Source organism: Gordonia sp. (in: high G+C Gram-positive bacteria) (assembly GCF_047602025.1).
In the GTDB taxonomy this organism is placed as follows: domain Bacteria; phylum Actinomycetota; class Actinomycetes; order Mycobacteriales; family Mycobacteriaceae; genus Gordonia.
The window spans coordinates 687,793-705,392 of record NZ_JASGII010000001.1 but is presented as its reverse complement, the minus strand read 5'-3'; the positions used below and the strand labels follow the sequence as shown (position 1 = coordinate 705,392).

General features: G+C 69.8%; 20 protein-coding genes, 1 tRNA gene and 1 pseudogene. 8 read left to right on the top strand and 14 right to left on the bottom strand.

The genetic code is table 11. The annotated features are described in order from the left end of the window. Positions 1–43: 43 nt before the first annotated feature. Together QM728_RS03540 and QM728_RS03535 are read right to left on the bottom strand one after the other, a co-directional pair. A tRNA-Gln gene (locus QM728_RS03540) sits at positions 44–115 on the bottom strand. A gap of 81 nt (positions 116–196) precedes the next feature. After that, positions 197–952: an SDR family oxidoreductase gene (locus tag QM728_RS03535; RefSeq protein ID WP_415030668.1), complete on the bottom strand. Its 756-nt coding sequence runs from the start codon at positions 950–952 to the stop codon at positions 197–199. Between the two features lie 98 nt (positions 953–1,050). On the opposite strand from QM728_RS03535, the gene glmU reads away from it, so the two are divergent. Genes glmU through arsC form a run of 3 tightly spaced genes read left to right on the top strand, consistent with a single transcriptional unit; the run spans position 1,051 to position 3,891 of the window. After that, positions 1,051–2,511 carry a bifunctional UDP-N-acetylglucosamine diphosphorylase/glucosamine-1-phosphate N-acetyltransferase GlmU gene (gene glmU / locus QM728_RS03530; RefSeq protein ID WP_415030667.1) on the top strand — a complete coding sequence of 487 codons (1,461 nt, stop codon included), beginning with the start codon at positions 1,051–1,053 and terminating at the stop codon, positions 2,509–2,511. Positions 2,512–2,551: 40 nt separating this feature from the next. After that, the gene (locus tag QM728_RS03525; protein WP_415030666.1) at positions 2,552–3,529 is read left to right on the top strand and encodes a ribose-phosphate diphosphokinase; all 978 of its coding nucleotides are present in this window, start codon (positions 2,552–2,554) and stop codon (positions 3,527–3,529) included. A gap of 17 nt (positions 3,530–3,546) precedes the next feature. Continuing rightward, a complete protein-coding gene (gene arsC / locus QM728_RS03520; RefSeq protein WP_415030665.1) occupies positions 3,547–3,891 on the top strand; it encodes an arsenate reductase (glutaredoxin) in 345 nt (114 codons plus the stop codon). 19 nt (positions 3,892–3,910) lie between these two features. Here the strand turns inward: arsC and QM728_RS03515 are convergent, their stop codons facing one another. The 8 genes and pseudogenes from QM728_RS03515 to QM728_RS03480 all read right to left on the bottom strand — a co-directional run. Then, positions 3,911–4,378: an SRPBCC family protein gene (locus QM728_RS03515; protein ID WP_415030664.1), complete on the bottom strand. Its 468-nt coding sequence runs from the start codon at positions 4,376–4,378 to the stop codon at positions 3,911–3,913. A 55-nt stretch (positions 4,379–4,433) separates the two neighbouring features. After that, the gene (locus QM728_RS03510; protein ID WP_415030663.1) at positions 4,434–5,357 is read right to left on the bottom strand and encodes a limonene-1,2-epoxide hydrolase family protein; all 924 of its coding nucleotides are present in this window, start codon (positions 5,355–5,357) and stop codon (positions 4,434–4,436) included. Positions 5,358–5,409: 52 nt separating this feature from the next. Continuing rightward, positions 5,410–6,027 (bottom strand): hypothetical protein, encoded by a 618-nt coding sequence (locus QM728_RS03505; protein WP_415030662.1) that lies wholly within the window; start codon positions 6,025–6,027, stop codon positions 5,410–5,412. A 109-nt stretch (positions 6,028–6,136) separates the two neighbouring features. Then, positions 6,137–6,853 (bottom strand): ABC transporter ATP-binding protein, encoded by a 717-nt coding sequence (locus tag QM728_RS03500; protein ID WP_415030661.1) that lies wholly within the window; start codon positions 6,851–6,853, stop codon positions 6,137–6,139. A 4-nt stretch (positions 6,854–6,857) separates the two neighbouring features. Continuing rightward, a complete protein-coding gene (locus QM728_RS03495) occupies positions 6,858–7,742 on the bottom strand; it encodes a hypothetical protein (protein WP_415030660.1) in 885 nt (294 codons plus the stop codon). Further along, entirely contained in the window at positions 7,739–8,560 is an 822-nt protein-coding gene (locus QM728_RS03490) for a hypothetical protein (RefSeq protein WP_415030659.1), read from the bottom strand. The genes QM728_RS03495 and QM728_RS03490 overlap by 4 nt, the downstream gene beginning before the upstream one ends. After that, positions 8,557–9,555 carry a hypothetical protein gene (locus tag QM728_RS03485; protein WP_415030658.1) on the bottom strand — a complete coding sequence of 333 codons (999 nt, stop codon included), beginning with the start codon at positions 9,553–9,555 and terminating at the stop codon, positions 8,557–8,559. The genes QM728_RS03490 and QM728_RS03485 overlap by 4 nt, the downstream gene beginning before the upstream one ends. Before the next feature lie 244 nt (positions 9,556–9,799). Continuing rightward, positions 9,800–10,783 (bottom strand): annotated as a pseudogene (locus QM728_RS03480) (hypothetical protein); the annotation flags it as partial. A 266-nt stretch (positions 10,784–11,049) separates the two neighbouring features. Here QM728_RS03480 and QM728_RS03475 point away from each other — a divergent pair. The 3 genes from QM728_RS03475 (at position 11,050) to QM728_RS03465 (ending at position 13,482) form a co-directional block, all read left to right on the top strand. After that, positions 11,050–11,703, top strand: a complete 654-nt coding sequence (locus tag QM728_RS03475; protein WP_415030657.1) for a 50S ribosomal protein L25/general stress protein Ctc — start codon at positions 11,050–11,052, stop codon at positions 11,701–11,703. 17 nt (positions 11,704–11,720) lie between these two features. Beyond that, positions 11,721–12,287 carry an aminoacyl-tRNA hydrolase gene (gene pth / locus QM728_RS03470; protein WP_415030656.1) on the top strand — a complete coding sequence of 189 codons (567 nt, stop codon included), beginning with the start codon at positions 11,721–11,723 and terminating at the stop codon, positions 12,285–12,287. Between the two features lie 166 nt (positions 12,288–12,453). Next, entirely contained in the window at positions 12,454–13,482 is a 1,029-nt protein-coding gene (locus QM728_RS03465) for a beta-ketoacyl-ACP synthase 3 (RefSeq protein ID WP_415032825.1), read from the top strand. Position 13,483: 1 nt separating this feature from the next. Here QM728_RS03465 and QM728_RS03460 read toward each other — a convergent pair whose 3' ends face one another. From QM728_RS03460 to QM728_RS03445, 4 genes are read right to left on the bottom strand one after another with little or no spacing between them, the layout of a single operon-like run. Next, complete coding sequence (locus tag QM728_RS03460; protein ID WP_415030655.1) at positions 13,484–14,245, bottom strand: ABC transporter permease; 762 nt, start codon at positions 14,243–14,245, stop codon at positions 13,484–13,486. Then, positions 14,238–15,002, bottom strand: coding sequence for an ABC transporter ATP-binding protein (locus QM728_RS03455; RefSeq protein WP_415030654.1), 765 nt, complete (start codon positions 15,000–15,002; stop codon positions 14,238–14,240). The genes QM728_RS03460 and QM728_RS03455 overlap by 8 nt, the downstream gene beginning before the upstream one ends. Then, positions 14,999–15,373, bottom strand: coding sequence for a DUF1048 domain-containing protein (locus QM728_RS03450; protein ID WP_415030653.1), 375 nt, complete (start codon positions 15,371–15,373; stop codon positions 14,999–15,001). The genes QM728_RS03455 and QM728_RS03450 overlap by 4 nt, the downstream gene beginning before the upstream one ends. Then, positions 15,366–15,704 (bottom strand): PadR family transcriptional regulator, encoded by a 339-nt coding sequence (locus QM728_RS03445; protein WP_415030652.1) that lies wholly within the window; start codon positions 15,702–15,704, stop codon positions 15,366–15,368. Before QM728_RS03445 ends, QM728_RS03450 begins: the two co-directional genes overlap by 8 nt. Before the next feature lie 175 nt (positions 15,705–15,879). Between QM728_RS03445 and QM728_RS03440 the strand changes: the two genes are divergently transcribed. Both QM728_RS03440 and QM728_RS03435 read left to right on the top strand, forming a co-directional pair. Beyond that, the gene (locus tag QM728_RS03440) at positions 15,880–16,899 is read left to right on the top strand and encodes a beta-ketoacyl-ACP synthase III (protein ID WP_415030651.1); all 1,020 of its coding nucleotides are present in this window, start codon (positions 15,880–15,882) and stop codon (positions 16,897–16,899) included. Further along, on the top strand, positions 16,899–17,564 hold the full coding sequence (locus QM728_RS03435) for a hypothetical protein (RefSeq protein WP_415030650.1): 666 nt from the start codon (positions 16,899–16,901) through the stop codon (positions 17,562–17,564). The genes QM728_RS03440 and QM728_RS03435 overlap by 1 nt, the downstream gene beginning before the upstream one ends. Positions 17,565–17,600 lie beyond the last annotated feature (36 nt).

Genomic DNA, 17,600 nt, shown 5'->3' with positions numbered 1-17,600 from the left:
CGCCACTATTTTGCCGTGAGGAAGCTGTGAATGGGCCGGTGGGCTCCGCCGCCAGGACTCGAACCTGAAATGCCTGAACCAAAATCAGGAGTGTTGCCAATTACACCACGGCGGATTGGGCGGATCCGTTGATGCCGCCGGGGCGATTCTGCCACAGCGGAGCCCCGTCGGGCGCCCGGGTTTATCGGGCCGACGCCTAATCCTTCGGGCCGCCGGCGACGTAGATGACCTGGCCGGACGTGAAGCCGGCGCCCTCGCTGGCGAAGAACGACGCCGCGTGCGCGATGTCCTCGGGGAGGCCGACGCGGTTCACCGGGATCTCGGCGGCGCTGAACTTCTTGAACTCCTCGAAATCCACGCCCATGCGGGCCGCCGTCGCCTGCGTCATCTCAGTCTCGATGAAACCGGGAGCGATCGCATTGGCGGTCACGCCGAACTTGCCCAGCTCGATGGCCAGCGTCTTGGTGAAGCCCTGCATCCCGGCCTTCGCGGCCGAGTAGTTGGCCTGGCCGCGGTTGCCCAGCGCCGACGTGCTCGACAGGTTGACGATGCGACCCCAGCCGGCGTCGACCATGTGCTTCTGGCACGCCCGGCTCATCAGGAAGGCGCCGCGCAAGTGGACGGCCATCACGGCGTCCCAGTCGTCGACGGTCATCTTGAAGAGCATGTTGTCGCGGATGATGCCGGCGTTGTTGATCAGCACGACCGGCGGGCCGAGCTCCGCGGCCACCTTGTCGACCGCTGCCGCGACCGACTCCTCGTTCGAGACGTCGGCACCGACGGCGATCGCCTTGCCGCCCGCCGACGTGATCGCGTCGACCGTCGCCTGGCACGCGTCGGCGTCGAGGTCGAGGACCGCGACCGCCATCCCGTCGGAGGCCAATCGCTTGGCCACCCCGGCGCCGATTCCGCGCGCCGCACCGGTGACGATCGCTACCTTCTGTCCGCTCATCAAGCTTCTCCATCCGTTGGGAACGTGGTCTGCGGGCACCAGGCTATCGGGCCTGCGTAAGATTTGGTCGTCGTCGATTCACCAACTTGAGGACGCTGATGACGGAAACCGACCACCGCGCGGTCGTCGTGCTCGCCGCGGGCGCGGGAACGCGGATGAAGTCGAAGACCCCCAAGATCCTGCACGCCATCGGCGGTCGCACCCTCGTCGGGCACGCGCTGACCGGCGCCGCGGGCATCGACCCCGACTACCTCATCGCCGTCGTCAGCCACGAGCGCGAGAAGGTCAGCGCCGCCATCGCCGACGTCGCGTCGGGCCTCGGCCGCGACATCCTCATCGCAGAGCAGGACCAGCCGCTCGGCACCGGCGACGCCGCGCGCGCCGGCCTGACGGCACTGCCCGACGACTTCGACGGCACCGTCCTGGTCACCGTCGCCGACGCCCCGCTGCTCGACGGCCCGACGCTGCAGTCACTCCTGGAGACGCACGCGGGCGCCGCCGTCACCCTCACGAGCTTCATCGCCGACGACCCGACGGGCTACGGCCGGATCGTCCGCGAGGGCGGCAAGCCCAACGGCCAGGTCACCGCGATCGTCGAGCACAAGGACGCCGACGACGCCCAGCGCGCGATCACCGAGGTCAACGCCGGGATCTACGCCTTCGACGCGGCGACGCTGCGCTCGGCGCTCGGCTCGCTGTCCACCGACAACGCGCAGGGCGAGTTCTACCTGACCGATGTCGTCGAGATCGCCAACAACGACGGCAAGACCGTCCGCGCGCACATCGTCGACGATCCCGCGGTCGTCGCCGGCTGCAACGACCGCGCCCAGCTCGCCGAGCTCGGCGCCGAACTGAACCGTCGCACCGTCCGACGCCACCAACTCGCCGGCGTGACCGTCGTCGACCCGGCCACCACCTGGATCGACGTCGACGTCACCATCGCCCCCGACGTCCGCATCGAACCGGGCGTGCAGCTCCACGGGTCCACCGACATCGCCACCGACGCCGTCATCGGCCCCGACTCGACGCTCACCGACGTCGTCATCGGCGAGGGCGCGCAGGTGATCCGCACGCACGGCTCGCAGGCCCGTATCGGCGCCGGGGCGACCGTCGGACCGTTCGCCTACCTGCGTCCGGGGACCGACCTCGGGACCAACGGCAAGATCGGCACCTTCGTCGAGACCAAGAACGCGAAGATCGGCACCGGCTCCAAGGTGCCGCACCTGACCTACGTCGGCGACGCGACGATCGGCGAGCAGTCCAACATCGGGGCGTCGAGCGTTTTCGTCAACTACGACGGCGAGAACAAGCACCAGACGACCATCGGGTCGCACTGCCGCACCGGCTCGGACAACATGTTCGTCGCACCGGTGAACGTCGGCGACGGGGCGTATACCGGCGCCGGAACCGTCGTACGGCAAGATGTTCCCCCGGGGGCGCTCAGCGTCTCCGCGGGAGACCAACGGATCATCGAGGGATGGGTCGCGAAGAAGCGGCCCGATTCGGCGGCGGCGCAGGCCGCGGCAGCCGCCCACGATGCCGACGAGACAACCGAATAGCCACAGCCCGAGCCACCCCCGAACGCAGATTGAGAATGTCATGACCTGGACCGTCGACAACCGCAAGAACCTGATGCTGTTCTCCGGGCGCGCACACCCCGCGCTGGCCGAGGCCGTGGCCAATGAGCTGGGCGTCCAGGTCACCCCGCAGACCGCGCGCAACTTCGCCAACGGCGAGATCTTCGTCCGCTTCGAGGAGTCGGTCCGCGGCTCGGACGCCTTCGTCCTGCAGAGCTGCCCCGCCCCGCTGAACGAGTGGGTCATGGAGGCGCTGATCATGATCGACGCCCTCAAGCGCGGCTCGGCCAAGCGCATCAGCGTGATCCTGCCGTTCTACCCCTACGCCCGCCAGGACAAGAAGCACCGCGGCCGCGAGCCCATCTCGGCCCGCCTCATCGCCGACCTGATGAAGACCGCCGGCGCCGACCGCATCATCACCGTCGACCTGCACACCGACCAGATCCAGGGCTTCTTCGACGGCCCGGTCGACCACATGCACGCGCAGGGCCAGCTCGCCGAGTACGTCCGCGAGCAGTACGGCACCGACAACATCTGCGTCGTCTCCCCCGACTCCGGCCGCGTCCGCGTCGCCGAGAAGTGGGCCGACGCCCTCAACGGCGCCCCGTTGGCCTTCATCCACAAGACCCGCGACCCGCTGGTGCCCAACCAGGTGAAGTCGAACCGCGTGGTCGGCGAGGTCGACGGCCGCACCTGCGTCCTCATCGACGACATGATCGACACCGGCGGCACCATCGCCGGCGCGGTCAAGGTCCTCAAGGACGCCGGCGCGGGCGATGTCATCATCGCCACCACCCACGGCGTCTTCTCCGACCCGGCCGCCGAGCGCCTCGCCAACTGCGGCGCCAAGGAGGTCATCGCGACCGACACGCTGCCGATCCCGCCGGAGAAGCAGTTCGCGAACCTCACCGTCCTCTCCATCGCCCCGCTGCTGGCGCAGACCATCCGCGAGGTCTTCGAGAACGGTTCGGTCACCAGCCTGTTCAACGGCAGCGCCTAAGAGTTCCGGAGCGGTCCATGTCGGATGCGACGATCTACCACAACCCGAAGTGCAGCACGTCCCGCAAGACGCTGGACAAGCTGCGCGACGCCGGCCTCGAGCCGACGGTGGTGAAGTACCTCGACGAGGGCTGGACCCGCGACCAGCTGGCCGCACTCTTCGCCGACGCCGGCCTCACCCCGGCCCAGGCGGCCCGCAAGCGCGAGGCGCTCTACAAGGAGCTGAACCTCGCCGAGGCCTCCGACGACGAGATCCTCGACGCCATGGTGGCGCACCCGGTGCTCGTCGAGCGGCCGTTCGTCGTCACCGACAAGGGCGCGCGCCTGGCCCGCCCGATCGACAGCGTCGACGAAATCCTCTAGCCGCCGGGATCGTCGCGCCCTAGGCCGTCGCCTCGCTGACGGCCTTGAGCATCCCGAGGCCCTTCTCGAAGTCCTTGCCCAGCATGCGGTCGAACAGGCCGATGGGCGTGGCCACCCGGCTGAACAGCGAGTGCGGGCCGACCATCGCCCAGGTCACCTTCGTCTTCTTGCCGTCGGGTTCGAGGCGGAACGAACTGGTACTGGTCGACTTCATCGGCTTGGCGAAGACGACCGCGACGTCGACGCTCTCGTCGGGCTTGGCCGCGACGATCTCCATGTTGCCGCGCCCGGCCTTGCGGTTACCCTCCCACGCGTAGCGCGCGCCGACGCCCTGCTCGGGACCGGAGTACTCGCGCTGCAGATCGGGGTCGAGCCCCTCCCACGGCGACCATTCGCGCCAGCGGTGCAGGTCGACGATGCGCGCATAAATCGCCGACACCGGGGCGTCGATGACGGTGGACCGGGAGATCGTGTACGTATCAGCCATGGGGCTTCTCCTCATCGTCGGACGGTGCTGGTTTCCAGAGTGTCAGACACTGCGATCAGGCACCGGTCACCGAGCGAATCGGCTTCAATGCGCGCGGAAGCGCGATCCCGACCACGCCGCGGCCGAGCGCCTTGACCATGTTGAACGTGTCGAAATGATCGCGCCAGACCACGATCCTCCCGTCGCGGACCTCGAAGCGGCCGAAGACCCAGAACCGCAGCCGCAGCGGCCCGAATCGCAGCTCGTCGATCCGCTCGTTCAGCACGACGCCGTCGGCGGCGACCGCCTCGTCGATCTCGACGTCGAACCCGACTCTCGGTGACTCGAGCCCGCGCATCACCGAGGTGAATCGCTGCTTGCCGCGCACGTCGGGCAGGCCGACGTTTTGGTACAGCAGGTCGTCGTCGACGAGGGCGACGGCATCATCGACGCGTCCCAGCGCGAGGTCGCGCAGGAAGTCCGTGGTCAGGTCGATCGCCGCACTGTCGGCGGTCCCGGCGGCCGCCGTCGACGCCGCGGGAAGCGACGCCGCAGCGTCAGCGGTGAGCGTCGAGTGAATCGGCCTGACCGCGCGCGGGATCACCAATCCGACGACGCCGCGCACCACGGCCTTGGCGACGTCGACCATGTCGAAGTAGTCGACCCACTCGGTGATCAGGCCGTCGCGCACGGTGAACCGGCCGCACACCCAGAACCGCAGCCGCAGCGGGCCCACGCGCAACAGGTCAATCCGCTCGTTCAGGACCACGCCGTCAGCGGCGGCGATGTTGGTGATCTCGGCGTCGAAGTGCACCAGCGGGCTGTTGATCCGCCGCATCACCCGGGCGAAGCGCGCCTTGCCGCGCACCGTCGGCAGGTCACCGTTCTTGTGGACGATGTCGTCGGCGACGACGGCGAGCGCGTCGTCAACGCGAAGATTCGCCATGTCCCGCAGGAACTGCAGGGTCAACTCGATGTCGGCATCATCGGCGGTTGCCATGCCCCCAGCTAACCGGCTGTGCCGCGATCGCGCTGCGGAACCGGCGTCCCGGTCAGTGGTCCGACGCCGCGAACGAGCGCCACCCCGCCACCGTCACCACGGTCACCACCACGACGAACACCACGGCACCGGCAGCCCAGCCGACCGCCGCCGCGGCCTGCTCGCTGCCGACCGCACGGGCGACAAGGCCACCCGGCCCCGAGCCGTTCACCCAGCGCTGGCCCGCACCGAGTGCCGGTCCGAGGGCCCCAGGGCCCAACAGAGCGATCAGGAGCGCTGCTGCGGTGGTGAGGGACCCCCTCAGCACGAATCCCCCAGCGGCGCCGACAGCGGCGACGCCACCCGCGATCAGCGCGGCGCCGCCGATCGCCCACAGCGGCCCCACCGCACGCCCGGGTGGCGGGGTGGCCAGCGCCACGACTGCGACGGCGAGTACGAGCGCGGTCGCGACGCCGACCATCGCAACCACCGCGACCAGCCCGATCTTGGCGAGGTAGAACGCGGAACGACGCGGCACGATCAGCAGGCTCGTGACAATCGCGCCCCGTTCGTACTCCACCGTCGTGGCGTAGGCGCCCCACAGGCCGAAGATGAGAATGGGGATGAGCGCGGTGGACGCCGCCAGGCGCACCGTCGTCATCGACGCCGACGGGCCGCTGCCGCTCAGCACGATCAATACCGTCAGCGGCGCCGACAGCACGCCCAGTGCGAGCCCACGACGAGGGCCGGCGTGCTCACCGCCTTGCGCAGCTCGACCAGCCCGGCTCGCCCGACGATGCTCACAGCTCGCCCACCCGGGCGAGGTACCGCTGTTCCAATGATGCAGTGCCCGCGGTGCCGATCCACTCGGCGGCGGGTGCGTCGACGGCGAGCGCCCCGTCGACCAGGATGACGATCCGGTCGGCCAGTTCGGCGACCTCGGAGAGCAGGTGCGTCGACAGCAACACGGTGCGTCCGCTCCGGGCGTATCGGGTGAGGACTTCGCGCAGCCACCGGATCGCACCCGCGTCGAGCCCGTTGTGGGGCTCGTCGAGCACCAGGACCTCAGGCTCCCCGATCAACGCCGCGGCCAAGGCCAGACGCTGGCGCATGCCCAGGGAGAGTTGCCCGATCCGTGCGGCCCCATAGGCGGCGAGTCCGACCAGGCGCAACGACCGCTCGACCGCCCCGGCATCCAGATCGCTCGCCGTGGCCGACAACGCGAGCTGGGCCCGCACCGTCCGCGCCGGCGAATAGCCGTCGACATCCAACACGGCGCCAACCGCACGGGCCGGAAAGGGCTCGTCGGCGAGGCGGCCGCCACCGATGGTCGCCGTACCCGCCGACAGGCCCTCCAACCCGACGATCGCGCGCAACACCGTGGTCTTTCCCGCACCGTTGGGCCCCAGGAGTGCGGTCACCTCACCGGGCCGCGCGGTGAACGAGACGTCGTTCAGGACGCGCCGGCCGCCCTTCTCCTTCACGGCCCCGGCCACGACGACCGGGCGCCCGGTCACCGGATCACTTGACACGCTCGCCCTTGCCGTCGGGCGAGAGCCGGATGCGTTCGCCGGGATGGGCCAACGACGCGACGGTCAGTTTGCCGCCCTTCGCGTCGCGAATCGCCTTCGCCTGCCAGGCCACGAAGCACACCGCCTGCGGGGTCGACGCCAGCCGCTGCAGAATCGGCGTCAGGTCGCGCGCGATGCCGCCCTCCAACGTGAGTACCTGCTGCCGGTACGGGCCGTAGTACGGCAGGATCGCTTCCAGGACGACCGCGCCGACCGCCTGGGCCTGGTCGATCAGCGGGTTGATCCACGGCAGGTTGGCGGCGATGACCGGCTCGATTTCGGCGAGCAGCGGACCGGCGATGCTCAGCATCGGCTGGTACACCGATCCCAGCGCGAAGGCCTCCGACATGAACGGTCCGGCGGCCGGCGCGAGGTTGATCAGCGAGGACAGTCCACCCTGCTGAGTGCGCAGCGGGGCCGGCCAGTCCGGGCAACTCGTGCTCGGCCGCCAGTCCTGCCCGTCCGGGCTGGTCAGCGTCGGGCTGCCCAGCGCGTTCGGTCCACCGGGAGTCGTACCCGTCCCACCGGGAACCGGTGCGGTGAGTCCGGCAGCCCCGCCGGGCGCCGGCGCACCCGGTGCCGGTGCGGCGAGAGCCGGTGCCGGCAGCGACCCGGCCTGCCCCTGCGGCAGGGCGAGAGGCGGCGTCTTGAGCGGTCCGCCCGGCTTGGACTGCTGCGGTTTGGCGGGCTTGTTGTCGACTGACGAGGCGACCACCCGGTAGCCGCCGGAACCGTCACCGGCCAGCTGGAGCGCGGTGATCCCGGCGGTGAGGGCCAGCGCCGCTGCCGCCGCCCGCGTCAGCAGGACTGCTCGACGCGGCTGCGCGCCGCTCATCGCCCGCCCCCGTCGGAGCTCTGGCGGGCCGCCGACGGCTCGGCGGCCGTCGGCTCGAACACACCCTCGAGGTGCCACACGCCGGTGAAACCGTTGAACGGGCCATCCTTGATATGACTCGTCCACGTGAGCGTGTACCGCTTGGTGGACTCGTCGTAGGTGCCGGTGGCCCCGTCGCCGGTGACATTCGCCTTGGGCGGGACGTCGAGCCACTTGTTGGCCACCCAGTCCCAGGCCCGTCCGGCCTTCTCCTGGCCAGGCGCCTTGGCGCCCGTGCTGGACACCGGCTTGGGGGCGCCCTGGTTGAACTCCTGCTCGTTCCACGATGCCGCCCACGACGAGACGTCGGCGGTCAGCTTGCCCTTCTTCAGGGTGACCCTGGGCGGGGGCAGTTCGGTCCGGGTCTGCGGATCGGTGCGGTTGGTCGACGCGCCGAACTTGACGCCGAAGAACTTCGTCGGCTTCATGATGGCGTCGGCGAAGGAGTCGCCATACGCGCCGAAGGCCGGCGACGGCTCACTCTGGTAGGCGCCCGAGCGCAACCCGCCGGAGGTCCCCGGCTCGAGGAGTGTGGCCTTGCCGCCGTCGGCCGGCGAGTTCGCGTTGGCCATGTACGGCCCGTTGTCAACGGTGCCGCCCGGCTGCAGCATCCGGAACCAGGTACCGGTCAGCTTGCCGTCCTTCTCGGCGCCCGGCGTGAACCGGAACAGGCCGACGAGTTCCCCGTCGGAGCCGCCGCTGCCGGCGCAGGCGGTCAGCGGTGCCGCGGCCACGGCAAGCGCGGCGAGGACCGAGACGGCTTTGGGTAGTCGCTTCATGGGGTGTGTTCCTTCCGGATAGGACGCCCGGCGAGAAACGCCAAGACGAGGGCGGCGGCTCCCGCCACCAATCCCACAGCGGGGACCAGCTGCCAGCCGGAGACGCCGGGAATCGGAGAGAGGCGGCCGAGCTGGACGAGGGAGCGATAGTTGCCGATGTTGTCGTTGATCTGTCCCACGAGGTCGGCGAGATCACGGGAAGTCTGTGGCCATTGCGCCTTGAGCCGGTTCAGCGCGGCCGCGTCGGCCGGTGCGACGGGGACCCCCGGATATCCGGTGTCGACGTCGCCGACCGCCCCGACGACCGTCACGAAGTCCGACTGCAGTTGGCGCACCTGCTGCTCGTTCATGATCGGGCCGAAGCGGGACACCAACTGATCGGCCGGCCCGACGATGCCGAGCACCCCGCTCGTGGCGACGAATGCGATCAGCCCGGCGCCGGCCAACCCGGCGGCGACCGCACCGAGCCGACGACCCCGGTCGTCGGAGCGCAGCAGCGCCACTCCGCCACCCGCGATCGCGAGCCCGGCCGCCACCAGCAGCAGCGGCAACCGGTCGAATCCGCCGACCGCGGCCAGCCGGTGGAAGTCCCCGGCCCCGGCCCGCACGTCGTCGATCAACCGGCCGCCGCGGTCGGTGATGTCGGCCGCGTCGGCGCGATAGGCCGCAATCCCCGGGTAGCGGCCGGTCGGCACGCGATAGGTCGCTCCCAGCGTGCCGACGGTATCGGCGGCGCCGCGCAAGAAACGGAGGTCGCCGTCGTAGCGCGCCAGGCTGTCCTCGGTCAGCAGCGGGGTGAAGCGGTCGAGCAGTTGCTGCCCGGCCGCCACCTTGGCGAAGAGCCCGAGGGCGAACGGCGCGACGACCAACAACGCCCCGAGCACGATGAGCGCCACGGCGGGCCCCCCGCGACGGCGACGCGGGCCCGACTCGCCGACCACCGCCGGCGCCCGGGGCAGATCGAGCGCCGACCGGTCGAGAACGATGTCAGTCATCGGTCCGGGGATCCGCCTCCGCCTCGCCGGCGGTCTCCTCGACGTCCTCGGCGCGCACCTGGACGTTGTGATCCTGACCCGCGCCGGGGTCGCCGTCCGACTCGGCGGCTTCCGCGTCGCCGGTGTACTCCCCGGTCGCCTCTTCGTACGGGTACTCGCCGTACGCCTGCTCGCCGTACCCCTGCTCCTGGTAGCCCTCGCCGTAAGCGGAATAGGCATGTCCCTCGGCGCCGGCGTCACCGTGTCGGCGGAAGAGGCGGTCGGCGTTGGTCAACAGGCCGGTGCCGAGCGCGACGAGGCCGAGCAGCGTCGCGATGCCGCCGGTGCTGCGCCAGAAGCCTCGGTTGTCCGGTGCAACGGTGATGCTGTTGTTCACCACCGGCGGCGAAGCGGTCACGGTGACCGGCGCGGCCGGCACACCCGGGACGACGACGCCGGGTGCGGCGGGAGCCCCGGGCGCCCCGGGAGCAGCGCCGGGAGCAGCGCCGGGAGCCCCCCGACGGGCACCCGGTGCCCCGGGTGCGGCGGCACCGGCGGCGGCCGGTCCGCCGGCGACGCGCCCGGTGAGCCGCCACAGGCCGGTGAAGTTGTTGAACGGACCGCCGACGATCTGGCTGGTCCACTCCAACGTGTAGTCACCGGTCTGCGCGTTGTACTGACCACGCGCGGCCGACGTCTTGCCCGGCATGCCACCGCCCGGCTTCGGCGCCCCCTGGTTGAAAACCTGCTTGTTCCACGTGACACCCAAAGCACTGAGGTCACCGCTGAGCGCACCGTTGTCGACGTAGAGGGTCGGCACAGCGGCCGGCTTGCCGGTTTGCGGATCGACCTGGTTGGTGGCGGTGGCGAAGCCGACCCCGTAGAACTTCACCGGCTGGGTGACGCTGCCCGACACGGCATTGCCGGCCGCGTCGAAGGCGTTGGCCGGCTGCGGCTGGTAGCCGCCGCTGCGCAACCCGCCGGAGGATCCCGGTGACAGCGGCGTGATGGTCTTGTCCGAGCACGCCGAGTCGCCATTCGCGAGGAACGGGCCGTTGGTGTTGCCGGCCGGCAGGATCATGCGAAAGTACGACCCGGTGACCTGGCCCCCCGAGCACGATCCGGGCGTGATCGAGAACAGCCCGTCGATCTTTGTCGGGGCGGCCTGCGCCGGTGCCGCCCAGCCGATGCTGACGACGAGAGCGCCGGCGACGGCCGCTGCCGCGCTGACTCGCTGGTAGATGTGCATGCGTGGGCCCAATCCCTGCTTCTGGCCGGGCCGGGTGCCGCGGCGGCTGAACTGGGCCAAGTGTCCGGTTCGGGCACTGAATCGGACAAGGTTAGATTCGCCAAGACGCTAATCGGGCCGCTAAACTGGCCCGGTTGTCACGGCGAGGGTGAGCGATCACCGTTATCGGCGCGACTGAGACAGTCTCCCGCGCGCTCTGCGCGGATGCTCCTCGGTGTGCCCCGTCGTGGCCGCCAGAACCTGTAGTTCAACCGAGGAGAATCACCATGGCCGCATCGTCCGCGCCCAAGCTCACCGCCACCATCCGCGAGGAAAAGGGCAAGGGCGCCGCGCGCCGCGCCCGCCGCGCCGGCAACGTCCCCGCCGTCATCTACGGCCACGGCGAGAAGCCGCAGCACCTGTCGGTGTCGGCCCGCGAGTTCGCCGCGATCCTGCGCAACAACGGCACCAACGCCGTCATCGACCTCGACATCGAGGGCAACAGCCAGCTCGCGCTGACCAAGCAGATCGACGTCCACCCGATCAAGAGCTACATCGAGCACGCCGACTTCCTGATCATCCGCCGCGGCGAGAAGGTCACCGTCGAGGTCCACGTCGTCATCGAGGGCGACGCGCAGAGCGGTTCGGTCGTCACCCAGGACGCCAACGCGCTGCTGGTCGAGGCCGACGCGCTGTCGATCCCGGAGCAGATCGTCGTGTCCGTCGAGGGCGCCGTCCCGGGCACCATGATCCACGCGTCCGACGTCGAGCTGCCCGAGGGCACTACCCTCATCGCGCCGCCGGAGACCCTGGTCGTCGGCGTGCACGAGGCCAAGGCCGCCCCGGAGCCCGACGAGGCTGCGGCCGAGGGCGACGAGGCTGCCGAGGGCGAGGGCGGCGACGCCGCTGCCGAGGCGTCCTCGGACGACTCGGGCGAGTAAGCCGCAGGGCACTCGGCGTGAAACTCGTCGTCGGGCTGGGCAACCCCGGCCCCCGCTACGAGAAGACCCGCCACAACATCGGCGCCATGGTCGTCGACCGCCTCGCCTCCGATCAGGGGGCGAGGTGGTCGACCCACAAGCGCTCCGGCGCCGACACGGCGTCGGTCACGTTGGCGGGGCAGCCGGTGCTGCTCGCCAAGGCCCGCACCTACATGAACGAGAGCGGGCGGCACCTCGGTCCGCTGGCCAAGTTCTACTCGGTCGACCCGGCCGATGTGATCGCGCTGCACGACGAGCTCGACATCGACTTCGGCCAGGTGCGGCTCAAGCACGGCGGCGGCGAGGGCGGCCACAACGGCCTGCGGTCGCTCACGGCGGCGCTGGGCACCCGCGACTACGACCGGGTCCGTCTCGGCATCGGCCGACCGCCGGGTCGACAGGATCCCGCCGACTTCGTGTTGAAGCCGTTCGGTGCGCGCGACCGCGACACCGTCGACCTGCTGATCGGGAACGGCGTCGACGCCCTGGAGCTGTTGATCACCGACGGCCTGGAAGCCGCCCAGAACACCGTGCACGCGTGGTGAGCGACACGCGGGCACCACGAACAGCGGGCCCTTGGGCCCGCGGTCGACGGTCGACGGGCCGCCCGGCCGTAAACTACTAGCGCTGCGGCCCCCGGCCCCAGTGGAGAACGACGAGGAGTGCAACGTGGCAAACCTGGCAGTCAACCCGGCCCGTACCAATGTGGCGATGCTGGGCATCGGCGCCTGCCGGCCCAAGCGCCTGGTGAGCAACGACGAGGTGTGCGAGGTACTCGACTCCTCCGACGAGTGGATCTATGAGCGCAGCGGCATCCGCAACCGCCGCTGGATCTCCGGCGACGAGTCGGCGCGATCGCTGGCCGCCACCGCCGCCGAGCGCGCCATCGCCAACTCCGGCGTCGACAAGGAGAAGATCGGCGCCCTGATCCTGGCCACCGGCAGCTGGAAGACCAAGATCCCGCACGGCGGCCCGATCGTCACCTACGACATCGGCCTCAACGGCATCCCCGCCTACGACATCGCCGCCGGCTGCGGCGGCTTCGGCTACGCCCTGGGCACCGCCGCCGACATGGTGCGCGCCGGCACCGCCGAGTACGTGCTCGTCGTCGGCGTCGAGACGATGTCGGTCGTGATGGATCCGACCGACCGCAACACCGCCTTCATCTTCGGCGACGGCGCCGGCGCCGTGGTCGTCGGGCCGAGCGAGCAGAACGGCATCTCGCCGACGGTGTGGGGCAGCGACGGCGAGAACGCCGACGCCATCTCGCAGAACTACGACATCCCCGAATACATGGACCGCGCGCAGGAGTACCAGGGCAAGGACGCCGAGTCCGACCCGGTCGGGCGGATGGTCGTGGCCATGGAGGGCTCGCGCGTGTTCCGCTGGGCGGCGATCACCCTGCCCAAGGCCCTCGCGTCGACCCTGGAACTCGCCGGCGTCTCCACCGACGACATCGAGGTCTTCATCCCGCACCAGGCCAACGCCCGGATCAGCGAGCTGATGAAGAAGAACCTCGGCTTCCCCGACGATCTGCCGATGGCCAACGACATCGAGAACACCGGCAACACCTCGGCCGCGTCGATCCCGCTGGCCATGGAGGAGATGTTGGCGACCGGCAAGGCGAAGGGCGGCCAGACCGCGCTGCTCCTCGGCTTCGGTGCCGGCCTGTCCTACGCCGGCGCCGTCGTCACCCTCCCGCCGACGCCGAAGATCACCAGCTTCGACGACCTGGACTGACTCACGCCCGTCGCCGGAACAACGTGATCGCGACGGCGGCCGCGACGGCCAGGATCGCCACACACCACAGCAGCGCGGTCCAGATGCCCGCGTCGACGGCCTTCTGGTCGAGCAGATCGCGGATCGTGTTGACGATGGCGGTCACCGGCTGGTGGTCGGCGAAGGCCCGCAGCGGCCCGGGCATGGACTCGGTCGGCACGAAGGCCGAGCTGATGAACGGCAGGAAGATCAGCGGGTAGGAGAACGCCGTGGCGCCGTCGGGCGACTTGGCGAGCAGGCCCGGGATCACCGCCACCCACGTCAGCGCGAGGGTGAGCAGCAACAGGATCCCGGCGATCGCCGCCCACGCGCCGATACCCGCGCCCGATCGGAACCCGATGAGCACGGCGACCCCGATGACGATCACGACGGCGAGCGCATTGGCCACGAGCGAGGTGACCACGTGTGCCCACAGCACCGACGAGCGGGCGACCGGCATCGACTCGATGCGCTCGACGAAGCCGCTCTTCACGTCGAGGAACAGTCGGAAGGCCGTGTAGGAGATCCCGGAGGCGATGGTGATGACCAAGATGCCCGGGAGCAGGTAGTCGACGTATCGAGCCGAACCGGTCTTGATCATGCCGCCGAAGACGTAGACGAACAGCAGGAGCATGGCGATCGGCATGAGCGCGGTCGTGATGATCGTGTCCGGGCTGCGCAGGATGTGCCGCAGCGACCGGCCGGTGAGAACGGCGGTGTCGCCGGCGAAGTGGTTGTCAGTCATGGTGGTCCTCCGATCCGACGATGGCGAAGAAGATCTCTTCGAGGGTCGGTTGTTTCTCCACGTACTCCACCTTCGCGGGCGGGAGCACGCGCTTGAGCTCGTCGAACGTCCCGTTCGCGATGATCCGGCCGTCGTGCAGGATCGCGATGCGGTCGGCCAGCTGCTCTGCCTCTTCGAGGTACTGCGTGGTGAGCAGCACCGTGGTCCCCCGCCGGGCGAGGTCGGCGACGGTGGCCCACACGGCTTGGCGCGCCTGAGGGTCCAGCCCGGTGGTCGGCTCGTCGAGGAAGATCACCCGCGGGTCGCCGATCAGGCTCATCGCGATGTCGAGCCGGCGTCGCATGCCGCCCGAGTACTCCGACACCGGTCGCCCGCCGGCGTCGACCAGGTCGAACCGCGCCAGCAGCTCGTCGGCGATCGCACCGGGGTCGGCCCGGCGCCGCAGGCGGGCGATCAGCACGAGGTTCTCCCGTCCGGTCAGGATCTCGTCGACGGCGGCGAACTGGCCGGTCAGGCTGATCGCCTCGCGGACCGCGCGCGGCTGCTCGGCGACGTCGTGACCGGCGACCGTGGCGCCCCCGCCGTCGCCGCCGATCAGCGTCGACAGAATCTTGACGAGAGTCGTCTTGCCGGCCCCGTTGGACCCCAGCAGCGCGAAGATGGTGCCCGCGGCGACGTCGAAGTCGACCCCGCGCAGGACGTCGTGGTGCCCGAAGGACTTGGTCAGCCCGTGGACGCTGATTGCGGGCGCCGTCATGACGCCCCTCCCGCGGCCCGGTCGATCGCGGCGGTCAAGCGCTCGCGTTCCTTGTCGAGCCACCTCTTGCCCACGTAGGCGTCGACGTAGCTCTCGGCGAAGCCGACCGGGTCGTCGGTGACGACTTCGCGGATCGGCGTGCCGTCGACGGCCGCACGCTCCCACATGTCGGCGAGGTCGGCCCACATCTGCACGATCGTGTCGCCGTCGGTGATGCCGCCGTAGTAGGTGACGTACCGGTTGAACGCGGCCGCAGCCGACCGGTAGGGCTCGGGCAGCGCATCGAGGCGCGCCTTCGCCTGTCGGTAGACCTTCTTCTGCTCGAGTGGTCCGGTGACCACCTCGAGCCACTTCTTCCAGTGATCAGCCATTGCCGTCCTCTCCTTCACGTAGTCGATCGAGTCGTCGGGTCAGGAACTCCCAGGTCGTCCAGAAGTCGTCGAGCTGGGTGCGGCCCGCGGAATTGAGCGTGTAGACCTTCCGCGGCGGTCCCTTCTCCGAGGGGACCTTCGCGACGTCGACGAGTCCGCGCTGCTCGATCCGCACGAGCAGGGCGTAGACGGTCCCCTCGGCGATGTCGGTGAACCCCTCGTCGCGCAGTCGTGCGGTGATCTCGTACCCGTAGGCCGCCTGCCGACCGATGATCGCCAGCACGATGCCCTCCAGGGTTCCCTTGAGCATCTCGGTCATCTGCCTGCCCACCGGACCTCCACTACCTAGTGTTAATGACTACCACTAGATAGTATGACTATGTAGTGATCCGCCGCAAGCCCTGGTCGCAGGTTGCCACCCATTCCCGCGGGGCGTACTTCCGAGTAACCTCGGCCCTGTGAGACGGTGAAAGCCGGATATACGGGGAACACGGAAGGCACCACACATGGTCGAACTCGCCGAAGCCACCGGCACGCGCAACATCGGCATCCTCGGCATCGGGGCCTACCGCCCCGAGCGGGTCGTCACCAACGAGGAGATCTGCGAGAACATCGACTCCTCCGACGAGTGGATCTACACCCGCACCGGCATCAAGACACGCCGCTTCGCCCGGCACGACGAGACCGCGATGGACATGGCCATCGACGCCGGCCGCAAGGCGATCGCCAACGCGCTCCTGCAGGGCTCGGACATCGACGCCGTCATCGTCGCCACCAACACGCACCTGTTGCTCACCCCCGCCGCCGCCACCGCGGTCGCGACGGCCCTCGGCGCCAACGGCGTCCCCGCCTTCGACGTCACCGTCGGCTGCGCCGGCTTCGGCTACGCGATGTCGATCGCGTCGGACATGGTCCGCGGCGGCAGTGCGACCAATGTGCTGGTCGTCGGCTCCGAGCAGCTCTCCATCACGATGGACATGACCGACCGCAGCATCTGCTTTATCTTCGGCGACGGCGCCGGCGCGGTCGTCGTCGGACCGACCGAGGACCAGCAGCTCGGCCCGGTGGTCTGGGGTAGCGACGGCTCGCAGTTCGACGCCATCCGCCAGGACATCAACTGGATCGAGTACATCGATTCCACCGACCACGCCAAGCGCCCGTACCTGCGCATGGAGGGCACCAGCGTCTTCCGCTGGGCCGCCTTCGAGATGGGCAAGGCCGCGCAGCGCGCGCTGGACGTCGCCAAGGTCGACGTCTCCGATCTCGATATCTTCGTGCCGCACCAGGCGAACTCGCGCATCAACGAGCTCCTCGCCAAGAGCCTCAAGCTGCCCGAGACGGCAGTCGTCGCCAACGACATCGAGCACACCGGCAACACCTCGGCCGCCTCGATCCCGCTGGCCATGGAGGACCTGCTGTCCACGGGCAAGGCGAAGCCCGGCGACACCGCCCTGCTGCTCGGCTACGGCGCCGGTCTGAGCTACGCGGCGCAGGTCGTCAAGATGCCGCCGGTCCCCTTCGAGTAGTGGCTGCCACGCGGCGCAGGCCGCTGCTGCCCGGCGCGCTCGCCTGGTCGGGACGCACCTTCGGACGCGACCCGCTGCCGGTCCTCGGCGCCACCGCCGCGTGGGGCCTGATCCTGGTCGCCATCACCGCGACCGCCATCGCCGTGATGGAGCACGGCGGTATGGATTTCGAGAACGACGACGACCTGGACCGCGCCGCCGTCTATCTGACCTTCATCCTCGCCGTCCCGCTCGCGCTCTGCGCGGCGGGCGGCTGGCACGGCCTGTTGACGCTGGCCGACAAGAACAAGGCGGCGTTCGTCGACTTCTTCCGCTTCCCGACGCTGGCGGCCCAGCTTGTCGTCGCCGTCGTCACCACCGTCGCCTCCGCACCGCTCACCTTCATCCGCTCCGACCTCACCGCACTGGCGTGGACGCTGGCGCTTGTTTTCCTGCTCGTCTGGGCGACTCTGCTCGCCGCCGAAGGATTGTCCGGCTCGGCCGCGCTCGTCGGTTCGGTGCGCCTGTCACTGCACCACCCGCTGGCAACGCTCGCCGGCGTCTCGGTCCTGCTTGTCGCCCTTGTCTTGGGCACTGTGATCGTCCTCGCCGGGTTGGTCGTCACCACCCCGCTGGCGTCCCTGGTGCTGCTCTACTACCGGCGCCACCTGCACACCGCCGGGTAGTTTCAGAGCTTTTGGGGCCACGGCTATTCTCGTGGA

Excerpts from the sequence above, each read along its gene's own strand:
- QM728_RS03535 (WP_415030668.1), bottom strand. The coding sequence starts at position 952 with ATGAGCGGACAGAAGGTAGCGATCGTCACCGGTGCGGCGCGCGGAATC.
- glmU (WP_415030667.1), top strand. The coding sequence starts at position 1,051 with ATGACGGAAACCGACCACCGCGCGGTCGTCGTGCTCGCCGCGGGCGCG.
- QM728_RS03525 (WP_415030666.1), top strand. The coding sequence starts at position 2,552 with ATGACCTGGACCGTCGACAACCGCAAGAACCTGATGCTGTTCTCCGGG.
- arsC (WP_415030665.1), top strand. The coding sequence starts at position 3,547 with ATGTCGGATGCGACGATCTACCACAACCCGAAGTGCAGCACGTCCCGC.
- QM728_RS03515 (WP_415030664.1), bottom strand. The coding sequence starts at position 4,378 with ATGGCTGATACGTACACGATCTCCCGGTCCACCGTCATCGACGCCCCG.
- QM728_RS03510 (WP_415030663.1), bottom strand. The coding sequence starts at position 5,357 with ATGGCAACCGCCGATGATGCCGACATCGAGTTGACCCTGCAGTTCCTG.
- QM728_RS03495 (WP_415030660.1), bottom strand. The coding sequence starts at position 7,742 with ATGAGCGGCGCGCAGCCGCGTCGAGCAGTCCTGCTGACGCGGGCGGCG.
- QM728_RS03490 (WP_415030659.1), bottom strand. The coding sequence starts at position 8,560 with ATGAAGCGACTACCCAAAGCCGTCTCGGTCCTCGCCGCGCTTGCCGTG.
- QM728_RS03485 (WP_415030658.1), bottom strand. The coding sequence starts at position 9,555 with ATGACTGACATCGTTCTCGACCGGTCGGCGCTCGATCTGCCCCGGGCG.
- QM728_RS03475 (WP_415030657.1), top strand. The coding sequence starts at position 11,050 with ATGGCCGCATCGTCCGCGCCCAAGCTCACCGCCACCATCCGCGAGGAA.
- QM728_RS03465 (WP_415032825.1), top strand. The coding sequence starts at position 12,454 with ATGCTGGGCATCGGCGCCTGCCGGCCCAAGCGCCTGGTGAGCAACGAC.
- QM728_RS03460 (WP_415030655.1), bottom strand. The coding sequence starts at position 14,245 with ATGACTGACAACCACTTCGCCGGCGACACCGCCGTTCTCACCGGCCGG.
- QM728_RS03455 (WP_415030654.1), bottom strand. The coding sequence starts at position 15,002 with ATGACGGCGCCCGCAATCAGCGTCCACGGGCTGACCAAGTCCTTCGGG.
- QM728_RS03450 (WP_415030653.1), bottom strand. The coding sequence starts at position 15,373 with ATGGCTGATCACTGGAAGAAGTGGCTCGAGGTGGTCACCGGACCACTC.
- QM728_RS03440 (WP_415030651.1), top strand. The coding sequence starts at position 15,880 with ATGGTCGAACTCGCCGAAGCCACCGGCACGCGCAACATCGGCATCCTC.